Source organism: Streptomyces sp. NPDC087300, assembly GCF_044744425.1.
Lineage (GTDB): Bacteria > Actinomycetota > Actinomycetes > Streptomycetales > Streptomycetaceae > Streptomyces.
Map to the genome: position 1 here is coordinate 567,065 of NZ_JBIUYI010000004.1, position 15,610 is coordinate 582,674.

Consider the following 15,610-nt stretch of genomic DNA (forward strand, 5'->3'; position numbering starts at 1 on the left):
GGCGTGAGTCGAAGGAGCGTACGTACGTGCTGGAGCTGACCATGGCCTCGGTGTCCGGGGCCGATTCCGGCGCGACCGCGGGCATGCACATGGCCGACGCGTCGAGCGAGCCGGGCGCCGTGCTGCGGGTGGGGCGGGACCGGGGCGTGTGCGGGCTCGTGACGCCCGACGACTGGCTGTTCGTGTCCCGCGCCCACCTGGAGTTCCGCTGCGGGCCCGACGGGGCCTGGGCGGTGACCTGGCTGCGCGGCTCGAACCCCGACCCCGCCTCCGAGGTACGGGTGGTGTCGCAGGGCGTGGCGCGGCCCCTCGCGTACGGGGCGACGGAGCCGCTGGACCGGGGCGGCTCCGGCGAGGTCGTCATCCAGGACAAGTCGGGGCCGCGCAGCGTGAACGTGGGCTATTTCCACGAGGGTTGAGCCGGCTCTTCCGCGCGGGTCGAGCCGGCGTCCCGTGGCGGCGGGTCAGTCGAGCACGCGGGCCAGGGCGAAGCCGTCGTATCCCTTGGTGCCGACGGTCTGTAGCGCGGTGGCGCTCAACTTCGGGTGGTTCGCCATGATTTCGAGCGCGGCGCGGGTGCCGCGCACGCTCGCGTCGGTGCTGGTGCCGTCCGTGACGGCGCCGCCGCGCACGACGTTGTCGAGGACGATCAGGCTGCCCGGCCGGGTGAGCTTGATCGCCCACTCCAGGTAGTGCGGGTTGTTGGCCTTGTCCGCGTCGATGAAGACGAGGTCGAAGGGGTCGGGGTGCTCGGCGGCGAGCGCGGTGAGCGAGTCGAGGGCGGGTCCGACACGGACCTCGGCGATCTTGTCGAGCCCGGCGCGGGCGAGGTTGCCGCGGGCCACGGAGGCGTGCTCCGGGCTGTATTCGAGGGTGACGAGGTGGCCGTCGGCGGGCAGCGCGCGGCCCAGCCAGATGGTGCTGTAGCCGCCGAGCGTGCCGATCTCCAGGATGCGGCTTGCGCCCTGGATCTGGGCGAGCAGCTGGAGCAGCTTGCCCTGGTTCGGGGCGACGTTGATCTGCGGGAGCCCTGCCGCGTCGCTGTCGCGCAGGGTGGCGGTCAGGGTGTCGTCGGACGGGGCGAGGAGGGTGGTGAAGTAGTCGTCGACGGAGTTCCACTGCTGCTGAGTCATGGGGTTCGTACGTTCCCTTCGACTGCCTAGTTAGTTTCGCTAAGGAGTCTATGGGAGGAACGGGCGATTGTCAGTGGTGGCTCGGTTCGGTGGGCGTCACACCCACGGGGCTCCGCCCCGGACCCCGCTCCTCAAGCGCCGGAGGGGCTGACCTGAGCGCTCGTGCCTCCGCCTCCGTCTCTACCGACGGGGGCGAACCCGGCAGGGGCCTGCGGGCCGATTCCGTCAGGAACCAGACGGCCGTTCCGCCGATCACCGCCGCCGCCATCATGTAGTACGCGGGCATCATCTTGTCGCCCGTCGCGCCGATCAGGGCCGTGACCACCAGCGGGGTCGTGCCGCCGAAGATCGAGACGGAGATGTTGAAGCCGATCGAGAGGGAGCCGTAGCGGACCTTCGTCGGGAACAGGGCGGGCAGCGTCGACGGCATCGAGGCGGTGAAGCAGACCAGGAGCAGGCCGAGCGCGCCGAGGCCCAGGGCGATCGCCCAGAGGGAGCCCTCGCGGATCAGGAGCAGGGCGGGGACGGAGAGCAGGAAGAAGCCCGCGCAGCCCGCGGCGATCACCGGGCGGCGGCCGACGCGGTCGGTGAGGGCGCCCATGAACGGCTGGGCGCACATCATCAGCGCCATCACGGCCAGGATGACCAGGAGCCCGTGCGTCTCGTCGTACTTCAGCTCGCCGGTGAGGTAGCTGGGCATGTACGACAGCAGCATGTAGTCCGTGACGTTGAAGACGAGGACCAGGCCCATGCAGAGGAGGAGCGCCTTCCACTGGCCGGCGACCATGTCGCGCAGCCGTACCTTCGGGCGGGCCTGCTCGTCCTTGTGGGCCTTCTCCAGCTCGGCGGCGAACGCCGGGGTCTCCTCCAGCTTCATCCGCAGATAGAGGCCGATCAGACCCATCGGGCCCGCGATGAGGAACGGGATGCGCCAGCCCCAGGAGACCAGGTCGTCCGAGGAGAGCAGTGCCGTCATCAGGGTGACCAGGCCCGCGCCGCCGATGTAGCCCGCGAGGGTGCCGAACTCCAGCCAGCTGCCGAGGAATCCGCGCTTCTTGTCGGGTGCGTACTCCGCGATGAAAGTGGAGGCGCCCGCGTACTCGCCGCCGGTGGAGAAGCCCTGCACCAGGCGGGCGAGCAGGAGCAGGACCGGCGCCCAGACGCCGATCGTGGCGTACGACGGGATCAGGCCGATGGCGAAGGTGCCCGCCGCCATCATGATCATGGTCAGCGCGAGCACCTTCTGGCGGCCCACGCGGTCGCCGAGCGGGCCGAAGACCATGCCGCCCAGCGGGCGGATCAGGAAGGCCGCGGCGAAGGCGCCGAAGGTGGAGAGCAGCTGTGCGGTGGGGTTGCCCGAGGGGAAGAAGACCTTGCCGAGGGTCACGGCGATGTAGCTGTAGACGCCGAAGTCGAACCATTCCATCGCGTTGCCGAGGGCGGCCGCCTTCACCGCGCGCTTGACCAGCACGGGGTCGGTGACGGTGACGTCCCGGGGGGCTCCGGCGCGGAGTCCCGGACGGTCTCCGGGCTGCTGACCCCGCGGGGCCCCGGGCTTGGGTGGTGCGACGGATGTGGCGCTCGGCAACGGTTCGCCCGCCTGCTTTCGGTCGACGACAAGGACGGGGCCGCCCACGCGGACGGGGGCGGCCCGAAAGCGACCATAGGTGCATCGGCCATCATTACGGTCGGTGGCTGGTCGACCGCGTAAGGCCCGAAAACCGCTGCTATCCAGGTCAAACGGCGTTTCCATCGGCAGTGCGGACAACTCGCCCTTGTGATCTATGTCGCCGACCGTGGCGGGAACCGTACGTCGGGTCCCGGTCAGTGGGGTACCCGGCGCGGTGCGGTGGTGGAGAAAAGCGGATAGAAACCGGTATGGCCGTCAGGTGAACCGGTGGCGGCCCGCGTCTCACCACAGGGGCACCAATTCCGGGCCCGCTCTCGGCGCCCGGGACAGCAGGACCGCAGACATGACTCATGGGGCGGGAGGGCCGACGGCGCGTGGCGAACATGGAGCACAGAGGACCGGGCAGTGCCATGGGGGCCGGGCGGCCAGGCGGTCCACAGGCCAGGATCGGCGCGATCCGCGTCGGCCTGTGGCTGGTCGCGGCGCTCCTCGCGGCCCGGCAGGCGGCCGTCGTGCTGCGCACCCCGCGCACCGAGCGCTTCACCGATCTGGAGACCTGGATCGGCCCCGAGGGCGTCCTGCACGTGAAGGGCTCGCTCTACGACGCGGACAAGTTCACCGGCACTCCGTTCTTCGGCCTCGTCCTCAAGCCACTGGCCCGTTCGGCCGAACAGGCGCTCGGCTGGGGCTGGACGTTCGGCACGCTCGGCCTCGTCGTCGTGATCGGCTTGCTCGCGGCCCGCGCCCTGCCGCAGCCGGTGTCCCGCCGCACCTCACTGCTCGCCGCGCCGGTCGCGATCAGCCTGCTGATCCTGTCGCTGCCGGTCCGCAACGCGCTCTACCTCGGCCAGACCAGCATCATCCCGGTGCTGCTCGTCCTGCTCGGGCTCTTCGCGGTCCGCGGCGAACGGGCCAGTGGCCTCCTGATCGGCGTGGGCGCGGCCCTTCAGCCGACGATGCTGCTCTTCGCCGGGCTGCTCTGGTTCACCGGGCGCAAGCGCGCCGCCGCCTCCACCGGGCTGACCTTCGCCGCCTGCACCGCGCTGGCCTGGGCCGCGCTGCCGCACGACTCATGGACGTACTGGGTCCATCACCTCGCGGGCGCCGGGCTCGGCGCGAGCCCGGACGCCAACGCCAACCAGTCGCTGCACGGCATGCTCCTCAGGTTCGGCATCCGCGGCCCCCTGGAGACGGGGCTCTTCCTGGGGCTCGGCGCCGCCGTCGTCTTCTTCGGCGTGCGCCGCGCGGTGCGCTACGCCAAGGACGGGCAACTGCTGCTCGCCACCGCGGTCACCGGGTGCGTGGCCGTCGCGGTGTCGCCGACGACCTGGCAGCACCAGCTCCTGTGGGTGCTGTTCGCGGTGGTCGGCCGGGCGGGCAAGAAGCAGTCCGACCGGTACATGTGGCCCGTGGCCGTCGTCCTGGTGTCGACGCTGCCCGCCAAGATGATGCTGCCGAACATGCCGGTCACCGAGCCGGTCAGGGACAACGTCGTCCTGGTCGCGGCGCTGGCGGCCGCCCTCGTGGTGCCGTTCCTGTCCCGTACGCATCCGCGGTACCGGAGCCCGGTCCCGACGGAGTACGCCGCGCCCGTCCCGGCCCGCTGGCGGCGGATTCCGCTCGTGCCGTTCTGGCGGCGCGTCCTGAGCCGTCCGAACCTGCTCCTCGAACTGCTCCTGATCCGCGTCGGCTACTCCGCGTACCAGCAGGTCAGGCTGGCCGCGACGGGCGGCACCATTTCCGGGGGCCGCACCACCGCCGAACACCACGGCGAGCAGGTGCACGCGATCGAGCGGTTCCTGCACATCGACGTCGAGCACTGGTTCAACCACCTCACGGCGCGCACCGGCTGGCTCGAAAGCTTCTTCAACTTCTACTACACGTCGTTCCACTTCGTGGTGCCGCTGACCGTCCTCGCCGTCCTGTACGTGCGCAGGCCGGCCGAGTACCGCTGGGCGCGCTCGGCGCTCGGCTTCGCCACGGTCCTGGCCCTCGTCGGCTTCTGGGCCTACCCGCTCGCCCCGCCGCGGCTGATGCCCGACCTCGGCTTCATCGACACCGTGCACGGCGTCCAGGACTTCACGAAGCCGAACTACGGCACGCTGACCGACCTCACCAACCAGTACGCGGCGATGCCCTCGCTGCACTTCGGCTGGTCCCTGTGGTGCGGTCTGGTCATCGCGATCGTCGCGCCGAAGTGGTGGATGAAGGCGCTCGGCCTGCTGCACCCGTTCTTCACGGTCTGCGCGATCGTGGGGACCGGCAACCACTGGGTGCTCGACGCGGTGGGCGGCGCGGCCGTGGTGGGCATCGGCTTCGGGCTCACCTATCTGCTCTCGGGACCCCGGGTGCGGCAGCCCCTGAGGGTCGCCACGGGTGCGCAGGCACCGCCCGTCATCGACATGTCGAAGGACGGTCCCGCGAAAGACCGTACCCGGAGCTGATCTTGTAGGTGCCGGGTCCTGGCACCGAGAGCCGGGTGAACTCGCCGTACTGCTTCAGGCACGCGCCCTCGGCCCGCAGCCACGGCGAGTACACCAGGCGTACGGTCACCGAGCCCCGCTTCGGCACCCTGACCACCACGTCGGAGCCGGTCGAGCGGACCACGGACGCGGGCTCGGAGACCAGCGGCACCGAGTTCCGCACCCGGTAGATCCGCCAGTTGGCGTCCTTCCACACCGGCTGGAGCCAGGTGGGCTCGCCCGACACGAGGGCCGCCTCGGCCTCGGCGGGGCCGTCCGGCCTGCCGAGCGGCAGGACCACGTAGCCGACGGCCCAGCGGTCCAGCCAGGCGCGGTAGGTGGTGGCCGAGAACGTGCCGTCGTAGAAGAGGCGGCCGCGCTCGATGTCGAGCTGGCGGTTCCAGCCGCGCGCCATGTTCACGTACGGGGAGAGCGCGGTGGCCTCGCGGTGGTTGCGGGCGGGGACGACCTCGACGCGGCCCCGGTCGGCGCCTAGGCGCTCCAGCTCCCGCACCACGCCATGGGTGTCGGCCGCCCACTTCGGCACCTTCGTCGACACCATCAGGTCGTCGACGGTCTTCTGCACCACCCAGGCCGACGACAGGACGAGCGCCACCGCGAGCAGGACGCGCCGCAGCCGGTCGAGGCCGGGGGCGAGCAGCGCCGCGAGCAGCGCGGCGGGCCCGAACAGCTCGGCGAGCCGCTCCACGTTCGTGCCGATCGGGGACGGGATGAGGAACGTCAGGACGGTGCCGAGCGCGTACATGCCCGCGCCCCAGCGCAGCACCCGCCAGCGCGCGGGCGCCGCGAGGACGAGGGCGAGGCCGAACAGCGCGGGCGGGAAGATCCGGTCGAAGGCCATCGGCTGTTCGCCGTCGAAGGGGAAGAGCACCGTCGTCGTCGCCACCACCGCGAACGGCGGCACGATCAGGGCCGCGGCGCGCGCCCAGTCGCGTACGAAGAAGTAGCCCGCGCCCGCGACCACCAGGAAGAGCCCGGCGACCGGGGAGGCCATGGTGGCCAGCGTCGCGCAGAGCACGGCGACGGCCACCCGCCGCTCCCGCACCAGGACCAGACAGGCCCCGAGGCCGAAGGCGAGTCCGAGGGCGAACGTGGTGCGCCCGGAGGCGACGTTGCACCAGACCCCGAGCGAGGCGAGCACCGCGGGCGCCAGCGGCCTGCGGATCCCGGAGCGCTGGACCAGCGCGGCGGCAAGCCAGGCGCCCGCGACGCCGGAGAGCACGGTCACGGTCTTCACGCCGAGCAGTGCCATCAGGTACGGGGAGATCAGGCTGTAGTTGGCGGTGTGCATCCCGCCGTACCAGAAGAGGTTGTACGCGGCGGCGCCGTGCTCGGAGGCGAACCTCGCCCAGGCCTCCTGCGCGGCGAGATCGCCGCCGCCGGTCGCGAGGAACGCCGCCCACACGGCGTACAGGGGAAGGGTGGGGACGGTGGCGAGCAGCGGAACGCGGTGGCGGCGGCAGAAGGCGCGGAAGGTGGAGTTCCGCTCGGTGGGTGAACTGCCGGACGGCGCGAGCGAGAGATCGGCAGAAGCCACGGCCACCGTTTCCGTTCGAAGTCTTGGAAGGGCAAGGTTCACCTCTCAAGACGCCCTGTGCAACGGAAACGTTGGTTTCGTGTCGGGAGTCGACCGGATACGTCCGATTGCGCCGGCGGGCCCTCCGGGGGAGGCGGGGGCGGGGCGTGAGGGGATCGCCCCCGCCTCCCTTGGAGGCGCGTCAGCGGGCGCTGACCCGAAGTTCCTTGACGCCGTTGAGCCAGGCCGAGCGGAGCCTGCGCGGGTCGGCGACCAGCCGGAGGCCGGGCAGCACGTCCGCGATGGCGTTGAAGATGAGGTTGATCTCCAGGACCGCGAGGGACTTGCCGAGGCAGAAGTGCGGGCCTCCGCCGCCGAAGCCGAGGTGCGGGTTGGGGTCCCGGGTGATGTCGAACGCGCCGGGGTTCTCGAAGACCTCGGGGTCGTGATTGGCCGAGGAGTAGAAGACGCCGACGCGGTCGCCCTTCTTGACCGTCACGCCGCCGAGCTCGGTGTCCTGGGTGGCCGTGCGCTGGAAGGAGACCACCGGGGTGGCCCAGCGCACGATCTCCTCCGCCGCCGTCGCGGGGCGCTCGCGCTTGTAGAGCTCCCACTGCTCGGGGTGGGTCAGGAAGGCGTGCATGCCGTGGGTGATGGCGTTGCGGGTGGTCTCGTTGCCGGCCACCGCGAGCAGGATCACGAAGAAGCCGAACTCGTCCGACGACAGGTTCCCCTCGTCCTCGGCGGCGACCAGTTGGCTGACGATGTCCTTGGCGGGGCACTCCTTGCGGGCCGCGGCGAGGTTCATCGAGTACGAGACGATCTCCATGGCCGCCTCGGCGCCGATCTCCTCCGTGATGGCGTACTCCGGGTCGTCGTACGCCACCATCTTGTTCGACCAGTCGAAGATCTTGGAGCGGTCCTCCTGGGGGACGCCGATCAGCTCGGCGATGGCCTGGAGCGGGAGTTCGACGGCGACGTTGTTGACGAAGTCGAAGGAGCCGTCGGGGCCCGCCTGTTCGAGCGCCGTCTCGACGATGGAGCGGGCGCGGTCGCGCAGGGTCTCCTCGAGCGAGCGGATGGACCGGGGCGTGAAGCCGCGCTGCACGATCTGGCGGACCCGGGTGTGCTCGGGCGGGTCCATGTTGAGCATGATCATCTTCTGGACCTCGATCTGGTCCCTGCTGATCGACTCGTTGAAGCGGATGACCGCGGTGTTGAGGTTGGAGGAGAACAGCTCCGGGTGCGTGGAGACGTACTTGACGTCCTCGTGCCGCGTGACGGCCCAGTAGCCCGTGTCGTCGAAGCCGGATATCCGGCGCGGCTGGGTGATCCAGTGCACCGGCTCGGTCTGCCGCAACTGTGCGAACTCCGGCAGGGGTACGCGGTCTTGGAGCAGGTCGGGGTCGGTGAAGTCGAACCCGTCGGGCAGCGCTGGACAGGTCATCGGCAACTCCAGGCGTGTGCTGAGTTCTGACGGTCCATCAGGAGATGGCTCGAAAGGTAGTAACGGGTTCTACAAGAGGCAAGGCCCACGACGGGCTCTATTACGTGAGGGTCTCGCGCAAGGTGCATGCAAGACCCTTGCGGCGCCGGGGTCCGCTCAGCAGACTGCACAACAGAACTAGAACGCGTACTAGTTCCTCTCGCGAGGCGCCGGGACGGCTCGCGGGACGTGGAGGGAGAGGACGAGCCCATGGCCGCGGAACCCGTCATCGTCGAAGCAGTACGCACGCCCATCGGCAAGCGCGGTGGTGCGCTCGCCAATCTCCACCCCGCCTATCTGCTCGGTGAGACCTACCGCGAACTCCTCGGCCGTACCGGCATCCACGCCGACTGCGTCGAGCAGATCGTCGGCGGCACGGTGACGCACGCCGGGGAGCAGTCCATGAATCCGGCGCGCACGGCCTGGCTCACCATGGGACTTCCGTACGAGACCGCGGCGACCACCGTCGACTGCCAGTGCGGCTCCTCGCAGCAGGCGAGCCACATGGTCGCCAACATGATCGCGGCCGGTGTCATCGACGTCGGGATCAGCTGCGGCGTCGAGGCGATGTCGCGGGTGCCGCTCGGGTCGGGCTCCAAGCACGGACCCGGCAAGCCCTTCCCCGACGAGTGGAACGTCGACCTGCCCAACCAGTTCGAGGCCGCCGAGCGCATCGCCCGCAAGCGGGGGCTCACCCGCGAGAACGTGGACTCGCTCGGCCTCATCTCGCAGGAGCGGGCCGCCACCGCCTGGTCCGAGGAGCGCTTCAAACGCGAGACGTTCGCCGTCCAGGTGCCCACCACGGAGGAGGAGCAGGCCGGCGGGCAGGGCATGTGGCGGCTCGTCGACCGGGACGAGGGGCTGCGCGACACGACCATGGAAGGCCTCGCCGGACTCAAGCCGGTCATGCCGACCGCCGTGCATACGGCGGGCAACTCCTCGCAGATCTCCGACGGTTCGGCCGCGATCATGTGGGCGTCCAAGCGGATGGCGCGGGCGCTGAAGCTGAAGCCGCGGGCCCGCATCGTCGCCCAGGCACTGGTCGGCGCCGACCCGCACTTCCACCTGGACGGTCCGATCGACGCGACGCGCGCGGTGCTCGGCAAGGCGGGGATGTCCCTGAAGGACATCGACATCGTGGAGATCAACGAGGCGTTCGCCTCCGTGGTGCTGAGCTGGTCGCAGGTCTTCGGCCAGGACCTGGAGAAGGTCAACGTCAACGGTGGCGCGATCGCACTCGGGCATCCCGTGGGGGCGACGGGGGCGCGGCTCATCGCCTCGGCGCTGCATGAACTGGAGCGCAGGGACAAGGAGTTCGCGTTGGTCACGATGTGTGCGGGGGGTGCGGTGGCTACGGGGACGATCATTCAGCGCGTGTAGTCCGGGGTTGGTGTCCGTCGCCGGCTCCGCCGTGTTCGTCCTCAAACGCCGGACGGGCTGAATTTCCCCCGGGCCGGGTGGTGGTACGTACACCCCCTGGCCGGGGGTGTCTCGGATGTCGGCGGCGTGGTGGGGCTCGTAGCGTCTGGGGCATGGACAACTTTCGTTCTGGACATGGTCGGTTCCTGCGGCGCGGGGGCGCTGCCCTTGCCGCGTTGTTGCTCGCGGGGCTCGGTGCCGCGCCCGCCGTGCAGGCCGTCGGGGGCTCCGAGGCGGCGCGCGGGGAGGTTGTGCACCGGGTCGACCGGGGGGCGCTCCTGAAGGTCACCCGGGTCGCCGATCTCAGCCGGGGCGAGGTCGCCGCGTTCCTGGCCGCGGGGAAGATCGACACGGGGACCGTGCGGTACGGGGTGACGGCGTACCGGCTCACCTATCGCACGGTGGGCACGGACGGCCGGTCCACCACCGCCACCGGCCTGTTCGTGCTGCCCAAGACCTCGCGGGGGCGCGCGCTCGGGCTCGTCTCCGACACCCACGGGACCATGGTCCACCGCGACTACGCGCCCTCGGTCGGCGAGGACTTCGGGCGGCTCAGCCCCTATCTGCACGCCGCCGCGGGCAAGGCCGTCGCCGCGCCCGACTACCTCGGGCTCGGCAAGGGGTCCGGCCTCCACCCGTACATGGACACGCGCTCGGCGGTCACCGCGTCCCAGGACATGCTCCGCGCCTCGCGGACCGCGGCGGGGCGCGAGGGCAGGAAGCTCACCGGTGACCTCTATCTGACCGGGTTCTCGCAGGGCGGCCAGGTCGCGATGGCGCTCGCCAAGGAGCTGCGCAAGGGGAGCGGGGGCGTGCCATTCAGGGTGCGTGCCGTCGCGCCCGTCAGCGGGCCCTACGACCTGTCCGGCGAGGAGATCCCCGCGCTCTTCGACGGCCGGGTCAACGACACCAGCGGCATCTTCTACACGGCGTACTTCCTGGTGGCCCAGAACCGGCTGCACCCGCTCTACAAGGACCCCGCCGAAGCGTTCCGCGCCCCCTACGCGGACCGGGTCGAGGCGCTCTTCGACGGCCGCCACGGGGAGGAGGACGTCGTCGCCGCGCTCCCCGAGTCGGTGAAGCAGCTCCTCACACCGGAGTTCTCCGAGCGGATGAAGCACCCCACGGGAGGCCTCAAGGAGGCGCTGGAGGCGAACGACGGCGCCTGTGCGTGGAAGCCGCGGGTGCCGGTGCGGCTCTACGCGGCGCGCGGCGACACCGACGTACCCATCGGCAACGCCCGCAGCTGCGCGGCCGGCCTCGCGGCGCACGGGGCGCGGGTGCCGGTCCTCGATCAGGGCGCGGTGCCGCACACGGAGTCGGTGACCAGGGCGACGCCGAAGATCGCGCGGTGGTTCGCCACGCGCTGAGGGGACCGGGACGGCTGAGGGGGCCGGGACGTACGAAAGAGGCGGCAACCCCGCACGGGGGTTGCCGCCTCTCTCAGTGGCGGTTCGCGGCGGCTCAGTACCAGCCGTTGGCCTGCCAGAAGTTCCAGGCGCCGACGGGGCTGCCGTAGCGGGAGTTCATGTAGTCAAGGCCCCACTTGATCTGGGTGGCCGGGTTGGTCTTCCAGTCCGAGCCCGCGGAGGCCATCTTCGAGCCGGGCAGCGCCTGGACCAGGCCGTACGCGCCGGAGGAGGAGTTCGTCGCGGTGTGGTTCCAGCCGCTCTCGTGGGCCACGATGTTGCTGAACGCCTGGTACTGCGCGGCGTCCGGGATCAGCTGCTTGGCGACCGCCTGGGCGGAGGCGGGAGCGGCGGCGGGGGCGGCGGCCGGGACAGCGGCCTTCGCGGTGGTCGGGGTGGCTGCCTGGGCCGGGGCCGCGGCGAAGACCATGCCGGTGGCGGCTGCGGCGACGAGGCCGCCGGTGATGGCCTTCTTCGGGGAAGCGATGCGGCGGATGAGCGAGGCGGGCACGGAGGACCTTCCGGTGGGGGACGGGGCTGTCGCCGTGCACGCCGGTGGAACGTGGGGGACGTGCGTCGGCGCCGAGCCCGGGTGAGGGCGTCGGCGCCGTGCGACTCCTCCAGAGAAGCAGGGCTGTTACCTCGCCGCAATGACCCCATTTACTAGTGGAAGTCGCACCCGCGCCGAATGTCCGTAGTGTGATGTGGCTCTCAATGCCCAGGTCAGCGCGGTGATTGACGCATGTACGTCAAAGGGTGCGTGCTACGAGCCCCCTTCGTAGAGGACCTAAGTCCTGTGGGCCGCCTCACGGCTCAGGGACCCCGAAGTAACGGAACGCGCAGGCGCACCTACGGCTTGGGAGCCTCGAATGTGACCGGCGCCTCGAACGCGGCGCGGCGCGTGGCCCGGCGCAGCGCCTTCAGGACGGCGGGCCCCAGCGCGAGGCTCAGCAGCACCGTGACGACGGCGCGCGGCAGGTCCCAGCCGAGCGAGGTCGCCAGGCAGTACGCGATGAAACGGCCCAGGTTGTCGGCGAGCGGGTCGCCCGGCACGAAGGAGACGCCGGTGGCGAGCCCGCCGAGGTAGGGCCAGCCCTGGAGGTTCATGACCGTGCCGTACAGGACGGAGGAGACCGCCCCGTACGCCGCGAGCAGCCACAGTTCGCTCCGGCCGCGGAGGGTGTCGGGGCCCGGCAGCAGCCCCGCGCCCATGCAGACCCAGCCCATCGACAGCATCTGGAAGGGCATCCACGGGCCGACGCCGCCGGTCAGCAGCGCCGAGGCGAACATCGACACCGCGCCGAGGACGAAGCCGAAGCCGGGGCCGAGCACCCGGCCGCTCAGCACCATCAGGAAGAACATCGGCTCGATGCCCGCCGTGCCCGCGCCGAGCGGCCGCAGCGCGGCGCCCGCCGCGGCGAGGACCCCGAGCATCGCGATGGCCTTGGCGTCGAGGCCGACGTCCGCGATGGTCGCCACCACCACGGCGAGCAGCAGCGGCAGCAGCGCGGCGAACAGCCACGGCGCGTCCTGCGCGTGCTCGCTGAGGCCGGAATCCGTACCGGCGAGCAGCGGCCAGCCGAAGGCGACCACGCCCACGGCGCTGACCAGGGCGAGCGCGGCGACCGAGCGGCGGCCCAGGCGGATGGGGCGGGCCTGCGCCTGGGCCGTGGGCGCGGCCGTCACGACGGGTCCTGTCCGGGCGAGGGCGCGTCCAGTGCCCGGCGCACCTGCGTCACGGTCAGCCACTCCTGCGGCGCGAGGATCTTGGTGACCTGGGGCGCGAAGGACGGCGAGGAGACCACGATCTCCGGGGTCGGCCCGTCCGCGACGACCTCGCCGTCCGCGAGGATCACCACGCGGTGGGCGATCTCGGCGGCCAGCTCCACGTCGTGCGTGGCGAGCACGATCGCGTGGCCCTCGGCGGCCAGGCCGCCCAGGATGTGGGCGAGCCGGGCCTTGGCCGCGTAGTCGAGGCCGCGGGTCGGCTCGTCGAGCAGGAGCAGGGGCGGGCGCGCGGTCAGGACGATCGCCAGGGCGAGCGCCAGGCGCTGGCCCTCGGAGAGGTCCCGGGGGTGCGTGTCGTCCGCGATGCCCGGCAGCAGCTCGCTGACCAGGGCGCGGCAGGCCCCGGGCGGCGCGTCGGCGTCACCGTCGGCCGCCGCGCACTCGGCGCCGACGGTGTCCGCGTACAGGAGGTCGCGCGGCTCCTGCGGGACCAGGCCGACGTGCCGGATCAGTCGGCGCGGCGCCGTACGGTGCGGGACCGCGCCACCGACGCGGACGGTGCCCGAGGTGGGTTCGAGGAGGCCGACGAGGGTGGCGAGGAGCGTGGACTTGCCCGCGCCGTTGCGCCCCATCAGGGCGACGGTCTCGCCGGCGGTGACGGCGAGGTCCACCCGCCGCAACGCCTCGACCCGCCCGCGCCGGACGGCGAGCCGCTCGACGTCGGCGGCCGCTTCGTACGTCGGCGCGGGCGCCCGGCCCCTGCGCAGGCGTGGCCAGCGGCCCGGGGTGCGTTCCGGGGCCGGTACGAGGGCGGGTTCGGTGTGCGGCTTCGCCTGGGCGAGGCGGGTGCGGAGGGCGCCTGCCCTGCGGCGGGCGTCGCGCACGGTGAGCGGGAGCGGGGACCAGTCCGCGAGCCTGCCGAGGGCGACCACCGGCGGGTAGACGGGGGAGCGGGCCATCAGCGCGGCGGGGTCGCCGAGCACCGGCGGTTCGCCGGGGGCCGCGAGCAGCAGCACCTGGTCCGCGTACTGCACGACGCGCTCCAGGCGGTGCTCGGCCATCAGGACCGTGGTGCCGAGGTCGTGGACGAGGCGCTGGAGCACCGCGAGCACCTCTTCGGCGGCGGCCGGGTCGAGCGCGGACGTCGGCTCGTCGAGGACGAGGACCCGGGGGTGCGGGGTGAGCACCGAGCCGATCGCGACGCGCTGCTGCTGGCCGCCGGAGAGCGTCGCGATGGGCCGGTCGCGCAGATCGGCGAGGCCGAGCAGGTCCAGCGTCTCCTCGACCCTGCGGCGCATCACGTCGGGGGCGAGCCCGAGCGACTCCATGCCGTACGCGAGTTCGTCCTCGACGGTGTCCGTCACGAAGTGCGAGAGAGGGTCCTGGCCCACCGTGCCGACGACGTCGGCGAGTTCGCGCGGCTTGTGCGTGCGGGTGTCGCGGCCCGCCACCGTCACCCGGCCGCGCAGGGTGCCGCCCGTGAAGTGCGGCACGAGCCCGCTGACCGTGCCGAGCAGCGTCGACTTGCCGACCCCCGAGGGGCCCACGAGCAGCACCAACTCGCCCTCGGGGACGGTGAGATCGACCCCACGGACGGTGGGCCCCGCGGTTCCCTCGTACGTCACCGAGACGTCCTCGAAGCGGATCATGACGTCTCCTTGGAGGCCGGGGAAGCGGAATCGGCGGGCACCGGCGCGACGAACGCGGGCAGCAGCCCGATCAGCACCGCCGCCGCGGGCCACAGCGGCAGCGCGGGCGCGACGAGCGGCACGACACCGGGCTGGAGGGCGGCCACGCCGTACGAGGATGCGGTGATCATCAGCCCCGCGACGGCGATCCCGGAACCGGCGACGGCCCAGGCCCGTGGGCCCCACCGGTCGGGCCGGTAGCGGGTGCGCACGGCCCTGCGGCCGCCGAGCCTGAGCCCGCCGAGCGCGGCGAGCAGCCCGGCGGCCAGGACGGGCAGGCCGTACGCGGCGCCCTGCGCGGTCAGCAGTCCGTACGTCCCGACGCACACGCCCATGAGTCCGCCGAGCGTCAGGACGGCGGTGGCCCTGCGCACCCCGGCGGGCACGGCGGCGCTGCGGCCGAAGCCGCGCGCGTCCATCGCGGCGGCCAGTGCCACCGAGCGTTCGAGGGCGCCTTCGAGGACGGGCAGGCCCACCTGGAGGAGCCCCCTGATTCCTCTGTCGGGGCGCCCGCGCAGTCGGCGCGCGGCCCGCAGCCGCTGTACGTCGGTGATCAGGTTGGGCGCGAACGTCATCGCCACCACGACGGCGACCCCGGCCTCGTAGAGCGCGCCCGGCAGCGACTTGAGCAGCCGCGCCGGGCTGGCCAGCGCGTTCGCGGCGCCGACGCAGATCAGCAGGCCCGCGAGCCTGATGCCGTCGTACAGCGCGAAGAGCAGCCCCTCGGCCGTGACCCGGCCGCCGATCCGGACGCCCTTGGCCCAGTCGGGCAGCGGCACCTCGGGCAGCGTGAAGAGGGTGTGTGTGCCGGGGATCGGCGAGCCGAGCACGATCGCGAAGACGAGCCTGATCCCGATCACGACCAGGCCGAGCTTCACGAAGGCGCCGTACGACTTCGCCCACGGAGCGGACGTACGCCGCGCCGCCACCACATAGCCCGCGACGCCGATCAGCAGGCCGATCAGGAGCGGATTGGTGGTGCGCGAGGCGGCCGTGCCGAGGCCGAGCGCCCAGATCCACCAGGCGCCCGGGTGCAGGGCGTTGCTCCGGTGCGCCTCGGGGGCGAGGCGCCACCCGAGGGCGGTGGGCGTGCGGCTGCCGTGGTCCGTCATCGTGCT

Annotated in this window: 12 protein-coding genes; 4 read left to right on the forward strand and 8 right to left on the reverse strand. The window is 72.0% G+C overall.

Annotated features, from left to right (window positions below; translation table 11 throughout):
- The first annotated feature begins 26 nt into the window (after nucleotides 1-26).
- Nucleotides 27-419, forward strand: a complete 393-nt coding sequence (locus ACIO9J_RS18365; protein WP_401999974.1) for a hypothetical protein — start codon at nucleotides 27-29, stop codon at nucleotides 417-419.
- Between the two features lie 45 nt (nucleotides 420-464).
- On the opposite strand, the gene ACIO9J_RS18370 is transcribed toward ACIO9J_RS18365, so the two are convergent.
- Both ACIO9J_RS18370 and proP read right to left on the reverse strand, forming a co-directional pair.
- A complete protein-coding gene (locus ACIO9J_RS18370) occupies nucleotides 465-1,133 on the reverse strand; it encodes an O-methyltransferase (RefSeq protein ID WP_401999977.1) in 669 nt (222 codons plus the stop codon).
- Between the two features lie 70 nt (nucleotides 1,134-1,203).
- Complete coding sequence (gene proP / locus ACIO9J_RS18375; RefSeq protein ID WP_401999980.1) at nucleotides 1,204-2,721, reverse strand: glycine betaine/L-proline transporter ProP; 1,518 nt, start codon at nucleotides 2,719-2,721, stop codon at nucleotides 1,204-1,206.
- Between the two features lie 416 nt (nucleotides 2,722-3,137).
- On the opposite strand from proP, the gene ACIO9J_RS18380 reads away from it, so the two are divergent.
- Nucleotides 3,138-5,207, forward strand: a complete 2,070-nt coding sequence (locus ACIO9J_RS18380) for a bifunctional glycosyltransferase 87/phosphatase PAP2 family protein (RefSeq protein ID WP_401999983.1) — start codon at nucleotides 3,138-3,140, stop codon at nucleotides 5,205-5,207.
- Here the strand turns inward: ACIO9J_RS18380 and ACIO9J_RS18385 are convergent.
- Together ACIO9J_RS18385 and ACIO9J_RS18390 are read right to left on the reverse strand one after the other, a co-directional pair.
- Complete coding sequence (locus ACIO9J_RS18385) at nucleotides 5,158-6,783, reverse strand: hypothetical protein (RefSeq protein ID WP_401999985.1); 1,626 nt, start codon at nucleotides 6,781-6,783, stop codon at nucleotides 5,158-5,160. The genes ACIO9J_RS18380 and ACIO9J_RS18385 overlap by 50 nt on opposite strands.
- A gap of 181 nt (nucleotides 6,784-6,964) precedes the next feature.
- Nucleotides 6,965-8,209: a cytochrome P450 gene (locus ACIO9J_RS18390; RefSeq protein ID WP_401999988.1), complete on the reverse strand. Its 1,245-nt coding sequence runs from the start codon at nucleotides 8,207-8,209 to the stop codon at nucleotides 6,965-6,967.
- Nucleotides 8,210-8,458: 249 nt separating this feature from the next.
- Here ACIO9J_RS18390 and ACIO9J_RS18395 point away from each other — a divergent pair, with 249 nt between their 5' ends.
- Together ACIO9J_RS18395 and ACIO9J_RS18400 are read left to right on the forward strand one after the other, a co-directional pair.
- Nucleotides 8,459-9,628, forward strand: a complete 1,170-nt coding sequence (locus tag ACIO9J_RS18395; RefSeq protein ID WP_401999991.1) for a steroid 3-ketoacyl-CoA thiolase — start codon at nucleotides 8,459-8,461, stop codon at nucleotides 9,626-9,628.
- A 152-nt stretch (nucleotides 9,629-9,780) separates the two neighbouring features.
- Nucleotides 9,781-11,037, forward strand: coding sequence for an alpha/beta hydrolase (locus ACIO9J_RS18400; protein ID WP_401999994.1), 1,257 nt, complete (start codon nucleotides 9,781-9,783; stop codon nucleotides 11,035-11,037).
- A 94-nt stretch (nucleotides 11,038-11,131) separates the two neighbouring features.
- Here the strand turns inward: ACIO9J_RS18400 and ACIO9J_RS18405 are convergent, their stop codons facing one another.
- The 4 genes from ACIO9J_RS18405 to ACIO9J_RS18420 all read right to left on the reverse strand — a co-directional run bounded on the left by ACIO9J_RS18405 (nucleotide 11,132) and on the right by ACIO9J_RS18420 (nucleotide 15,604).
- A complete protein-coding gene (locus tag ACIO9J_RS18405) occupies nucleotides 11,132-11,587 on the reverse strand; it encodes a transglycosylase SLT domain-containing protein (protein ID WP_401999997.1) in 456 nt (151 codons plus the stop codon).
- A 338-nt stretch (nucleotides 11,588-11,925) separates the two neighbouring features.
- Nucleotides 11,926-12,762 carry an ECF transporter S component gene (locus tag ACIO9J_RS18410; protein ID WP_402000000.1) on the reverse strand — a complete coding sequence of 279 codons (837 nt, stop codon included), beginning with the start codon at nucleotides 12,760-12,762 and terminating at the stop codon, nucleotides 11,926-11,928.
- On the reverse strand, nucleotides 12,759-14,453 hold the full coding sequence (locus tag ACIO9J_RS18415; RefSeq protein WP_402000003.1) for an ABC transporter ATP-binding protein: 1,695 nt from the start codon (nucleotides 14,451-14,453) through the stop codon (nucleotides 12,759-12,761). The genes ACIO9J_RS18410 and ACIO9J_RS18415 overlap by 4 nt, the downstream gene beginning before the upstream one ends.
- Nucleotides 14,450-15,604, reverse strand: a complete 1,155-nt coding sequence (locus ACIO9J_RS18420; RefSeq protein ID WP_402001086.1) for an energy-coupling factor transporter transmembrane component T — start codon at nucleotides 15,602-15,604, stop codon at nucleotides 14,450-14,452. Before ACIO9J_RS18420 ends, ACIO9J_RS18415 begins: the two co-directional genes overlap by 4 nt.
- Nucleotides 15,605-15,610 lie beyond the last annotated feature (6 nt).

Coding starts and splice junctions, on each gene's coding strand:
- ACIO9J_RS18420 (WP_402001086.1), bottom strand. CDS start 15,604: ATGACGGACCACGGCAGCCGCACGCCCACCGCCCTCGGGTGGCGCCTC.
- ACIO9J_RS18370 (WP_401999977.1), bottom strand. CDS start 1,133: ATGACTCAGCAGCAGTGGAACTCCGTCGACGACTACTTCACCACCCTC.
- ACIO9J_RS18395 (WP_401999991.1), top strand. CDS start 8,459: ATGGCCGCGGAACCCGTCATCGTCGAAGCAGTACGCACGCCCATCGGC.
- ACIO9J_RS18400 (WP_401999994.1), top strand. CDS start 9,781: ATGGACAACTTTCGTTCTGGACATGGTCGGTTCCTGCGGCGCGGGGGC.
- ACIO9J_RS18390 (WP_401999988.1), bottom strand. CDS start 8,209: ATGACCTGTCCAGCGCTGCCCGACGGGTTCGACTTCACCGACCCCGAC.
- ACIO9J_RS18415 (WP_402000003.1), bottom strand. CDS start 14,453: ATGATCCGCTTCGAGGACGTCTCGGTGACGTACGAGGGAACCGCGGGG.